The organism is Bacteriovorax sp. DB6_IX (assembly GCF_000447775.1).
GTDB lineage: Bacteria > Bdellovibrionota > Bacteriovoracia > Bacteriovoracales > Bacteriovoracaceae > Halobacteriovorax_A.
Genome location: NZ_AUNJ01000462.1, coordinates 1 through 11,878 on the forward strand (window position 1 = coordinate 1; position 11,878 = coordinate 11,878).

The window sequence follows — 11,878 nt, forward strand, 5'->3', positions numbered from 1 at the left end:
AATCGGTTCCAGGTGCTTTTTCGTTGACTGTGCGTGAGGAAAATCTTTTGTAATTAAAGTTCTTTTTCCGATCTGGCTTCATCTTCTTTCATTATTTTATAAATATTGATAGCTGTGAATTGAATCCAAGTTACTCCTGTACATAGGCATGACATTACTAATATTAAATTGGCTTGGTCGTTTGCTCCTATTATGTAAGTCGTGAAAAGAGTGAAAGTAAAAAAGCTTGCGATATAATGACCAATTTCTTCCTTTTTCATTTATAAGTAAATATTTCCCAAATATGAATACATATGAAGCAAAGCTATAAAAAACAAGACAGAAGGCCCAGTAGTAACTTTTAATGAGGTCGATTTCGAGGACCGATATCCAAGGGTTGTCTATTTTTGGCGTTGAAAAAAAATAAACCGGAATTATGAAGATTGCAACGATGCCAAGAAAGCCTCCAAAGAACCATGCTAAATTCATTTTATTGCTCTTTAGTTTCTTTTGTAGTTCAAGTCTCTCTTGTTCTTCTTTTTTCAAATCGATGATACCCTTCTTGTCTAAGAACCAGAATAGAAGGTTGATTAGAATTACGAGTATTAAGATTTTTCCATAGAAAATTGCTACCTCTTTTGGGTCTATTCCTATGTGAGGGCTCACTAGAAACAAAGCACCAAATATAGCTAAGGACTGTAATAGTCCTTTAATCTTTTTGTTATCTAAATTCATATGATTTATTGTATCAGTATTTTATATTTTTTCTAAGATAGTATGATTTTTTGATGATCGATTTGATTTCAAAATATAGAATTGTGAAGAGGCAGAGTTGGTGACCCCGCTTTTTGGCCATCGTGGCCACGCGGGGGACCCTCATCGTGAGGGCCACCCACGACTTTGTCATGGCTACAAAACCCAATCAGTCGCCACAAATAAAAAAAGCCCCCGTATGAATACGGGGGCTTTTTTTAATGGGGTGACCGATGGGGCTCGAACCCACGACAACCTGAACCACAATCAGGTGCTCTACCAACTGAACTACGGTCACCATAATTTAGTTTTGAGGCTTATTTATAAATCCTAATGGGCCTGTCGTCAATATTATTGTTAAATTTTCTTAAAAAGCTTGCCGTTTGGTGCGTCAATTTTCTAGAATAGAAGTGTTAAGTTATTAAATAATCTTCCAAGGATGGTAAATATGAAGAGAATTATTGCGACTATTGCAACTTTAGCGTCTGCCGGTGTTATGGCATACGGAATTGGTCAATCGACTCACCCAATGGCAGAGGGAAAGAAGCTTGTTTCTACTGAATTTACTGGGATCACTTCAGACAATGGAGGGATGGGAGTTCAGGTTAGATACACTCAGAAAGTAAATAGAATTTTTTCATATGATGCAGGTCTAGGGATCTCTGGTGGAGATAGAGCTCAACGTTTCTTCGTTGGTGCAGATTATGAGATTTATCCAGATTACCTACGTCAGCCAAGATTCTCAATGAAGGCTAATCTAGAAAGAGCTGAAGAATTTGATACAACGAATACAATCATTTCTATGGCGCCAACACTTTCAAAAGGTTTTAACTTTTGGGGGAAAGAAGCATTTCCATATGTTTCAATGCCTGTTGGACTTAGTCTTAACTCAGACTCTAAGTCATATGAGAATACAATCAGTTTAAACACAGGGATCAATGGTCAGCTTCCTATTAAAGGTTACCGTCACCTAAACGGAAACCTAGAGCTTCAAGTTGGTCTTAAAGAGTCATTCACTGCTTTCGTAGCGGGTGTGACTTTCCCAATGAACTAAGAATAGTTTATCTCAAATAAGAGGGAGCTTCGGCTCCCTTATTTTTTATCTGCTTATGAAACCAAAAATTATTTTCTCAGATTTCGATGGAACACTAACTGATCACACTGAATTCTCTCCAAAGTTTCTGGAGATTATTCAACTTTCAACACAGGAAAAGATTCCTTTTGTGATTGTGACAGGAAGAAGCCTTTCTTGGGCCCATTTCTTTCTTACTCACTTCTCAAGTCTTACTCATGTGATTTCTGAAGGGGGAGGGGTTATTAGTTACCGCGATAGTGAGGGAATGATTCAGGACGAGTTTCAAGTTTCACAAGATCAACTTGATTGGCTTGAGAAATTTGCTCAAGACTTGAAGCAGCGCTATTCAATTAGGCTCTCGGCGGACTCTTTAGGGAGAGTCAGTGATAGAGCGATTGAGTTAAGTGATTTAAGTGATCCAGCACTTATGGACAAAATAACAAAGCGAATGGAGAAGGAAGGAATTAACTATTCTACTTCGAATGTTCACTTAAATTTCTGGTGTGGAGATATCTCAAAGTATGAGGCAGTGAAGGCCTTCTTAAAAATTCACTACCCTCAAATCTCTGTTGAAGAAAGTGTCTTCTTTGGGGATAGCTTAAATGACCAATCAATGTTTAAGCACATCGAGCACTCAGTTGGAGTTGCTAATATTGAAGAAGTTATAAATCGTATGGAGCATAAACCAAAAATTATTCTTCATGGAGATGAGAATAAGGGCCCGAATGGCGTTCTTAGTTATCTACAGGATCTTCTTAAATAGTATAAAAGTACTCAGTGACTCCAGCTTCAATCTTACTTTCTAAATCGGGAATAGATATAGTCAGCTTCTCATGAATCCAAGGAATGAAATCCTTTGGGAGATGAGACTTAAAGACTTTCTTCTCGCCCTGATAATTTACCTGCAGAGCAATCGCATGGAGACTGTGTCTTGGAAGCTCCATTAACTCGTGTTCTTGCTTCGTTGCATATAGATCTTTAAATCGTTGAAACATTTCAAAGCTTCCAAGGTAGAGCTTGTCTCCTACTAGTGGAAGTCCATTGACCATAGCGTGGACACGGATTTGGTGTTGGCGTCCTGTCTGAGGAAAGGCTAGACCGAGAACATAACCATTTTCGCGATGAAGAATATTAAAGATTGTGCGAGCATGCTTTCCATCAAAAGAGTCTTCAGGATAGTGATCGATATAGACTCGCTTGAGACCACCTTCGGAGGCACCAAGTCTTTCATTGGCCTCGAATCTTGTCTCGCCGTGATAGTCTTCATTCTCTTTGGCCATGAAGAAATAACACTTTTTAACCTTGTCTTGAATAAACTGTTCACCCATTTGGTTAGACATTTGAGGAGTTTTTCCTAACATCATAACACCGGATGTTTCTCTGTCTAAACGATGAATGGAGTGAATTGTGTGACCGTACATTTCACCAAAGTAAACAGTTGCACAGTAGAAGAGGTGGCGCCCCGTAGGGTGAGTCGACATATAGGCCGGTTTTGAAATAACAATGAGTTCTTTATCTTCGTAGATGATCTCAGGATTTTCATCGAGCTCAATTTTCTTTCCATCCCAATACTCATCTTCTTGAGTCGTGCGATTCACAGTAAAAGTAATTTCTTCTTTGTAGTGAAGTGCTGTGCTTGGTCGATGCTTTCCTGGACGATCTTTAATAACCACATCTCCAGCCGCAATTCTACGTTTGACCTCTTGACGAGACCAAGTCTCCAGATAGATCTGGAGAAATTGATCAAGGCGCATACCTTCGTGAGTTTCTTCAACGTAGTATGTCGCCTTATATTGTTCTTTTGAAAAAGTTCTACTCAGTACGGCCATATTAATATCGTTCTTTAATTAAGAACTTTATTAACGCAAGAGCACCATTTTGTGAATAGCCGTATTTTGATTTTATGTTATTAACTGTTGTTTCGATCTGCTCGCGCTCTTCTTTATTAAGAGAGACGTGCTTTGCTGCTGTGTCATCCATCATTTCTGCTTCGTAATAAACAATATTATTGGCAATAATCTGAATGGCCTTCTTTTGCTCATTTCTGAATGATTCTTGAAGTCTGTTAACAACGTCAGGGAAAACCGTCTTATATTTAATTTGTTTACCAGGATTGTCTAGATACCAAGCACCAAGTTTAGAAATAAGGTGTGATCTAAACTTACTAGGGTCTTCCTTCAAGTTAATATTATTTTCGAACTCTTTAATAAAGTAAGAATCACTTTCTTCGTACTTTCCAGTCACAGTGTTCTTGATTTTCTCACCCTTGATCATAGCATTGATATTTTCAATATATCTTCTGACATAATCCTCGTAGGATCTATCATCAACTAGTCCAAGAGATTCTCTAACCACTTGATCAAACTCATCGAGAGCATCATTCTTAATTAGCTCAAGGAAACGAGGAGGGTTGTGGTAATCTCCATGTGAAGACATATTTAAAAAGTCATACTCATTTTTCTTCTGGATAAGCTTTCCAAGATATTCGAGTACTTCAACAAATGTAATCGTCGTATGTAGTTCTGTAAGGCGATAAATAATATTCTTAATATCTCTTGGAGAGATACCAAACTTACCTTCATAGAGATTATCATTTTCAAATTCTGAACGAATCGTCTCAATACCATGCTTAAGAAGTTGTTTCTTTTCTACATCTAATCTCTTAGGAAGTACCTGAGATGAGCTATAGAGATAGCATTTTTCAAGAGGTGAAAGCCCTGTGACTATTGCCGTTAACTTTGTATTGTCATAGTGCTTGCCCATACAAGAACGAATTCTTGTCATAACAGAGAATTTACAAAGAGCTGAAAGTGCTCCTGGTTCAAACTTTGTTCTGTCATGAAGACCATCAATTTGACGTTGATAGATTTTCTCTTCTTGTTGGTAATCAAGAAGGTAAGGAACTTTAATAAAATTAAATCTTCCTTTGAATGAATTAAAGTCAGGGTGTTGCTTAAATGCCGCTAGGTGAACTTCATTTGAAGTTCCGACAAAAAAGATATCCAGCTCTGTCAGAATACCACCAATATTTAGGCTTCCTGTTTCCATTGTCATAAGAAGATATTTAAAAGTATCAAGTGGACGTTTTAAAAGATCTGAAAATTCTAGGATCCCTCTATTGGCCAGTACCGCCTCTCCTTGCATTGAGAATAAGTTCAATGACTGAAGTGAAGGAGGTAGAGAAGCCAGCCTCTTATCCATTGTGATTTGTTGCATACGAGCATCAATATGAAGTTGAGGCTCAATTGTTACAGCACCAGTAGAATATCTTTTTGAAATATTAAATCTTTCAACTCTGATGTGCTTTAAAACATCAGCATGTTTTCCTTTATAACTTTTGAGAAGAGCATCGTAGATCATTTTATTTCTCTTCGAAAGGTCTCCTCTGTAGAGATATGACTTTTGCACAGATTCAAGCTGTGATGGATTATCAGCAAGCGCTTCATCGATCACTTTACGTCTATACTCTAATGGAATGAGAAGTAGTGGATGATCCTTAAGCTCACTTGTTACAATAGCCGCAATATCTTTATCATCAAGATGAGCAAATGTTGTAAGGTCTCTTGTTTCGTGAGTTTGGCTTAGTCCAAGTGTCCCTTTTACGACAGTGTTAATAGGGAAAACCCAGCTAAACGTATAAAGAGCTCCTTCATCTGTTAAAGAGTATTGTTCAGCACCTTTCATAATCTTCTTAACAAGACTACTCTTTGATGAGCCATTAGGTCCTACTAGTAGTAGGAACTTATTATTAAAACCTTCTTCTTCAAAGTTTCTTAAATTCTGAAGGATTTTCTTTTCGATTTTTCCTTGTCCAAAAACAGGTGGAGCTTCAGGGTCGTCTTCAACAAATAGTTTATGATCACCTAATTCATTTTCTCCATATGAAGCTAACATATCGTAGAGATATTTAAATGTTGGCCTTAAATGTCGTTCAGGACTATTTTCAAATTTATCGTAGTAGTCGTAGAAAGATAAGATCTCACTCGTTGAGGTTGTTTGATCCGTTGCGTGTTCAATCCATTCCATAGATTCCTCTTTTTTTCCTCGCATACAGAACTGTATACATATATAATTTTACCTTGATTAAGCCCTTGTTTTAAGAAGGAAAATGAAGAAAATAGTAATTGTTACAGGCATTTTGACACTGAGTGGTTTGGTCGGATATTTTTTCGGCCAAAAAAAGCCCGTTGATTTGACTCTTGTTGAAAAATCAGATTTTTTAAAGGACTTTTCAATTGAAGTTGGAAAGATTTGGAGAAATGCTGATCATGAAGGTGATACTATTTGTAAAAAAGCCAAGAATGTTGATGAGTCCTATTATCAATGTAATCCTTCTTATTTTAAATGCTTGATATCGAATAGTTTAATCACGCCTTATTACCAAAAAAATAAAATCTCTATTGCCCAAAACGGAGAGTTTCAAACAAGAGTAACTCCCTCTCATACAGAGTATCTTTTCGATTTATTGGTGGATAAAAAGTATCCATTAAAGCTACGCCTTAAGGATAGCTGTCGCGAGGTCTACTTACCTCAGCGCTTTTACCCTTTCATGGCAAACCAAAGAACGGTAACCATTGAGTGGGATAGCTTTGGACGAGATATCTTTGTTGATAAGAATCTAGTACGAAATAAGGACATCTTGAATTGGGCAAAACGAAGTGGAAAAGAAAAAATCGTACAAGAGTTTGAAAAGAAGCCAGATGAAGAAATTGCCACGAATCTCTCTATTGAAGATATGAGTTCATTTTGCTCTTCGCAAGGAAAGCATATCCTTTCGGCCAGAGTGTATGATGCTATGGCCATTCATCCCGAAGATATTGCTTCACCAGATATAAAGTTATTGAGAGCACCTTATTTCCCATGGTCGAGAAAGAATACTGAAACGAAGATTTTTAAAATCCAGAAAAATTTAGAAGTAAATTTATCTGAGAGTGACAGATTGAGATTGTGTCAAAGAGTCTATTCTAGTGATTGTGGAGAACTGGATTATATACACCAGTCAATAGAGAGTACTACTTGGACAGGGGCGAAAGAAACTCTGGGCGGTGTTTTTGAATATATGACTAATACAATCCATCCTAGGGAAAACTTAAAGCTAAGCTCTCGTTATTATCCTTGGAAATCGAAAGTTCATCGACTAGGTGTACGTGGTTATTGGGATGGAGAAGGTTTTAGTGCAAATAATTTTGAATTGGGTAAATACAATCTTGTAAAATTTCCTGATAATATCGAAATTGGATTTCGCTGTATGAGGTTTAAGTGATGAAGTTGATCTTATTCTTAGTCTTTATTCTTATCTCATGCCAATCTCAAATCGATTGGAAGTCTTCGCTCCAAAAAGACCTTAATGCTATTACGAATTTAGAGCTAAATTCACGCTATACGAATAAAGGAATCATTAAAACGCCTCTTAATACATGGATTAGTCTACTAAGTTATAAAGAGAATAGTATCAAAAGGTGCCTTTTCTATAAGACACCATTTAAAGATAAGCTTGGTGTATTGAAAATAACTTCCGTTCGAAAAGGGAAGTGTGACCCTTTTGCAAAGGAATTGATTTATACAAAGAGTCTCGAAGAGTTGAGTATTAATTATCTCTCAGGTGATCATATTGAGAACTCAAACATCTTAGAGTTGGTTTTTCTAATGGGGAGTGAAAGAAAGAAGCTTGAGATCCCGTTACTTAATTATGAAGTTCCTAAGAAATATAAGCGTTATGATAACCAACTAAATAGTAGTTTTGTTGATGATGTTGCCTTTGGAGACTTTTTCGTTAAGAAAACTTTAAAAGATGGGCAACTCTGTCATGGGGTGAATAGTAGTTGCCAAGATGTTGTCGCAAATAATTGTGATCTTTGTGAAAATGGAGCTGTAGAAGTCGTTGATTTCAACTGTCCACAAGGGGGATCGAAGTATTGTGGCCAAAATAATTGTGGGAAAAAGAATGAACCGGCCTGTCCAAGGGGTTATAAAGTCTTAGGTTCAAAACTTGCTTCCCTTTGCTTTGATGGGAGTCCAGCAGGGTTCTGTGAACCAGGACTCAAAACCTATTGTAATAAAAAGAATATCTTAGTTTGTCTTTAATTCGGTTGCGTTAAGATACTTCACAATATCTAAATCAGGGGTAATTGTCTTGCCTAGAAACTTTGCAGTATCTGTCTGGTAACGAGAATCTTTAACTCTCTTAATCTTTGTGACATCATCAGCCTCAATGTGGCAGTCTTGTGAGACCATAAAGAAGCGTGAACAAAGCTTTGTTGGCTTATGAATTTTGGTATGTTCTTTGATGATTTCTTTCTTATTTAAATCATAATAAATATCGAGTTGACCAAGAAACTTTCCGTGTCCATAGTTTTGTAGAACTGGAATACCTTCTATGAAACCTGCTGCATAGTTAGAGTCTCCTCCAATAATGATATCAACTAAGTTTGGAGGGAATCTCTTAATCAATTTTCTAAATGCTTCCTTATTATCAGGACATTCCTTTAAGTTCTTGCTCTCTTGGCTTGAGCAGTGAGTTTCCATATGAACAAGAGCAATGATGATATCCGTTTTTTCTTTAAGGATTCTCTTCATTGTAATGAGTCTCGCAACGGGATCATCAAAGAGAAGACCTGCTATTTCACTTTCACCCTTTAGTTCTGGCTTATAACTTGTGATTCCAACAATACCAACTTTAACACCGTTAACTTCTTTAATAATGAATGGCCTAGAACCGAAGTGATCAGTGACTTCTAGCTTTTTTAATTCGATGATATTTGAATTTACAAAGGGAACAGTCGTTCCATAGCTTTCTTTTAAGTTAAGAAGTTCGTTCTCTGTTAAGAGAACAGCATCGTATCCAAGCATCTCAAAAAGTTTCAACGTCTTCTTATTTGCTACAGGATTCTTTTTCTTGTTAACAAGATAGCCTGCATCCAAGAGAAGGACTTCATTCTTATATTCTTTTCTCAGGATATTGAGATAAGTTGGAAGAAAGTCTGCTCCACCAAGTGCCATTGGAGATTGAGCCAGGGTACTATCAGTAACTCCAGAGACCGCGCTATTAAAATTATTTGTCGTTGCAATGACGATTCGTTTTGTATTCTTATCTAGGCTGAGGTTTATTTTCTTAGGTGATTTGGGACGAGAGAACTCATGAGTAGAGATCTCCTTCTGACAAGAAATCAGAAGGAGAGGTATTAATAAATTAGTAACTTTTAATTTTAGTAAGTTTTTCATAAGTCTGGCTCAAAGCTTCGAGTATTGTATCATACATACTCGGGTCCGAGCAAAGACCGATCGAAATTCTAACTACGCCACGTCCAACATCATCAGAAACTCCCATGGCCTTTAATACCTTAGAAGTAACCGGCTCGTTGTCAGAGCAGGCTGAGGAAGTTGTTACAAAAATCTCTTTGGACTCTAGTTCAATTTGAACTGCTTGTCCGTGAATTCCTGGGTAGGCAACATATGTCGTTGACGCAAGCCTTGGTGCATCTTCACCGAGAATTACGACTTCAGGAAATTTTTCCTTTAGTTTCGTTTCAAACTCAATTCTTTTATTATTAAGAATTTCGATATTATCAAGATGCTTTTCAAAGTAGTTAAGGGCAACCGCTAGAGTTTCATATCCAAGGTAGTGTTGAGTTCCACCTCTTTTTCCTCTTTCTTGTCCGCCACCAATAATAATAGGCTTAACTCTTTCAGGATCTTTAGCTAGAAGAATTCCTGTTCCTGTCATTGCACCAATTTTATGTCCTGACATTACTGCATAATCTGCACCACAGTTCTTAAAGTGAAAAAGTGTCTTTCCAATAAACTGAGTTGTGTCACAAATAAATGGAACACCTTTTTCATTACAAAGCTTTGAAATTTCTAGGTAGGGTTGAATAACACCTGTTTCATTATTTGCGGCCATAATTGAGACAACAGCTGTATCATCATTGATATGAGCTTCGAGATCTTCTAGATCAATAATTCCATTTGGTTTTGTCTTAATTGCTATAACTTCACAACCTTGTGAGTCAGCGTAGTATTTAGCAGTGTTAACAGTTGCCGAGTGCTCAATTCCTGAAATAATAATTCTCTTCTTAGAAGTTTCAGTCATGACTGAGTGAAATGCTGTTGAAATTCCTTCTGTGGCACCTGAATTAAAGATAACTTGTTTGAAATCAGCGCCTAGTGTTTTAGCACAAACACTTCTGGCGTTTTCCATGGCCATAAGTACTTTACTTCCTAGGTGATGAATTGCGTTTGGATTTGCGTAAGGTCCGTCTGTTAGCCTTTTAATAAGATAGTCTCTAACATCTTGGCATAACGGAGCACTTCCATTGTAGTCCGCGTAAATCATATGTGTCTCTCCCGTGTCGTTACTTGCTTAATTCAAGCATGCGATTCAGCGCCGTCAAAGAATGTTTCTTTGTTTCATCGTCTACTGTAATCACATTTATAGGTTTATTCTCCTTTATCGCACGGAAGCTGGCAAGCAGCCAACGCGGTCTAACTCTATACATTGTTGTACAGAGACATTGGTAAGGAGAAAGTGAGAAGATTTCTTTGTCAGGGAACTCAGCAGCGAGTCTATTAACAAGGTTGATCTCTGTACCAACTGCAAATTTACTTCCAGCAGGAGCCTCTTTAATCTTGTTGATAATATAAGCTGTTGACCCATTATCATCAGATGCGTCTACAGTCTCAAAGTTGCACTCAGGGTGAACAATGACTGTGACGTCTGGTCTTTCTGACTTTATCTTCTTAACTTGCTCGGCAGAGAACCCTTGGTGAACTGAGCAGTAACCATACCAGAGAATAACTTTAGCTTTATCAATTTGTTCTGGAGTAAGACCACCATTGAGCATATTTGGATTATAAATAACCATGTCTTCTAATGGGATTCCCATTTCGTAACATGTATTTCTTCCAAGGTGCTGATCAGGGAAGAAAAGTAGTTTTTCACCTTGAGTAAAGGCCCATTCAATAATTGAACGAGCATTAGATGAAGTACAGATTGTACCACCGTTCTCACCGACGAATGACTTCAGTGTGGCAGCACAGTTGATATAAGTAATAGGGACAATTTTATCTTTAGTACTTGATTTAATGTATTCCCAAGATTTATCGATCTCTTCACGATTGGCCATGTCGGCCATAGAACAACCAGCATTCATATCAGGAAGAATAACTTTTTGATCAGGCCTCGTTAACATATCCGCTGTTTCGGCCATAAAGTGGACGCCACAGAAGACAACATAGGGACTATCTAGATTCGCTGCATCTTGAGCAAGCTTTAGCGAGTCGCCTTTGTAGTCAGCAAATTCGATAACGTCATCTTGTTGATAGTGGTGTCCAAGAACGACAACCTTATCTCCAAGTTCTTTTCTGATCTTATGGATTTCTTCAATGACTTGTTCGTCATTAAGTTCAGCTTCACTGATTGTTGGTTTGTAATCGTCTTCTTTGTTAAAGAGATCGAGCATATTCTATCCTTAATTAGTCTTGTACGACTTCGTACCCATTTGCTTGCCAATCAAGAATTCCACCTTCTAAGTTGTGAAGGTTAGTGAATCCTTCATGCATAAGTAACATACAAGCATTAAGACTTCTCTTTCCACTTCTACATTGCATAACGATTTTGGCATCTTTATTAGTTAGTTTGTCACCCCAAAGTTCTTGAAAGTTACTTAGAGGAATAAAAATTGCTTCTTTAATATGACCTTCGTTCCATTCACCTTGTTCTCTACAGTCTACTAAGATGAATTCATCATTATTATCGATGAGGTTTTTTAGTTCTGTTGCGTTCATAGAGTTGATCATATTAGTCCCCTTGTTGACTCAAATCGTTGTGTAGTTCTGGAATTTAGTAAAGTATACACCTAATGTCCATAGGGTACAGGAGAGCTTTTAAGACGCGTAGAGTCTCAAAAAGGACCCGCGTACTTTTTGAGTATTTTTAAGTACATCTTTTTTTTTGACGTTGTGTGATGAATTTTCTACCATTTTAAATAGATACATACAAAATTGGTCAAGGGTAGGACCAAGACAAGGAGCGTTACATGGAAGTGATCACAGTCGCTAATAATAAAGGTGGTG

The 11,878-nt window shown here is 37.4% G+C and carries 11 protein-coding genes and 1 tRNA gene; 4 read left to right on the top strand and 8 right to left on the bottom strand.

The window, feature by feature from the left end:
• Positions 1–96: 96 nt before the first annotated feature.
• Both M901_RS17855 and M901_RS14355 read right to left on the bottom strand, forming a co-directional pair.
• The gene (locus M901_RS17855) at positions 97–714 is read right to left on the bottom strand and encodes a hypothetical protein (protein WP_021278938.1); all 618 of its coding nucleotides are present in this window, start codon (positions 712–714) and stop codon (positions 97–99) included.
• 240 nt (positions 715–954) lie between these two features.
• Positions 955–1,030: transfer RNA gene (locus tag M901_RS14355), tRNA-His, on the bottom strand.
• Positions 1,031–1,180: 150 nt separating this feature from the next.
• Here M901_RS14355 and M901_RS14360 point away from each other — a divergent pair.
• Positions 1,181–1,786, top strand: a complete 606-nt coding sequence (locus M901_RS14360; protein WP_021278935.1) for a hypothetical protein — start codon at positions 1,181–1,183, stop codon at positions 1,784–1,786.
• Between the two features lie 55 nt (positions 1,787–1,841).
• A complete protein-coding gene (locus tag M901_RS14365) occupies positions 1,842–2,570 on the top strand; it encodes an HAD family hydrolase (RefSeq protein ID WP_021278933.1) in 729 nt (242 codons plus the stop codon).
• Here the strand turns inward: M901_RS14365 and M901_RS14370 are convergent.
• Entirely contained in the window at positions 2,563–3,636 is a 1,074-nt protein-coding gene (locus M901_RS14370) for an RluA family pseudouridine synthase (protein WP_021278939.1), read from the bottom strand. The two genes, M901_RS14365 and M901_RS14370, sit on opposite strands and share 8 nt — an antisense overlap.
• A 1-nt stretch (position 3,637) precedes the next feature.
• The gene (locus M901_RS14375; RefSeq protein ID WP_021278932.1) at positions 3,638–5,833 is read right to left on the bottom strand and encodes a PrkA serine protein kinase; all 2,196 of its coding nucleotides are present in this window, start codon (positions 5,831–5,833) and stop codon (positions 3,638–3,640) included.
• Between the two features lie 82 nt (positions 5,834–5,915).
• Between M901_RS14375 and M901_RS14380 the strand changes: the two genes are divergently transcribed.
• The gene (locus M901_RS14380; RefSeq protein ID WP_034722451.1) at positions 5,916–7,070 is read left to right on the top strand and encodes a hypothetical protein; all 1,155 of its coding nucleotides are present in this window, start codon (positions 5,916–5,918) and stop codon (positions 7,068–7,070) included.
• The gene (locus M901_RS14385; RefSeq protein ID WP_157680054.1) at positions 7,067–7,891 is read left to right on the top strand and encodes a hypothetical protein; all 825 of its coding nucleotides are present in this window, start codon (positions 7,067–7,069) and stop codon (positions 7,889–7,891) included. Before M901_RS14380 ends, M901_RS14385 begins: the two co-directional genes overlap by 4 nt.
• Here the strand turns inward: M901_RS14385 and M901_RS14390 are convergent.
• The 4 genes from M901_RS14390 to M901_RS14405 are packed head-to-tail and all read right to left on the bottom strand — an operon-like array spanning position 7,877 to position 11,602.
• Positions 7,877–9,028: a lipoprotein gene (locus tag M901_RS14390; RefSeq protein WP_021278937.1), complete on the bottom strand. Its 1,152-nt coding sequence runs from the start codon at positions 9,026–9,028 to the stop codon at positions 7,877–7,879. The two genes, M901_RS14385 and M901_RS14390, sit on opposite strands and share 15 nt — an antisense overlap.
• Positions 8,997–10,139 (bottom strand): cysteine desulfurase family protein, encoded by a 1,143-nt coding sequence (locus tag M901_RS14395; RefSeq protein ID WP_021278931.1) that lies wholly within the window; start codon positions 10,137–10,139, stop codon positions 8,997–8,999. Before M901_RS14395 ends, M901_RS14390 begins: the two co-directional genes overlap by 32 nt.
• Before the next feature lie 19 nt (positions 10,140–10,158).
• Positions 10,159–11,265, bottom strand: a complete 1,107-nt coding sequence (gene nadA, locus M901_RS14400; protein ID WP_021278934.1) for a quinolinate synthase NadA — start codon at positions 11,263–11,265, stop codon at positions 10,159–10,161.
• Between the two features lie 13 nt (positions 11,266–11,278).
• Positions 11,279–11,602, bottom strand: a complete 324-nt coding sequence (locus tag M901_RS14405) for a rhodanese-like domain-containing protein (RefSeq protein WP_021278936.1) — start codon at positions 11,600–11,602, stop codon at positions 11,279–11,281.
• Positions 11,603–11,878 lie beyond the last annotated feature (276 nt).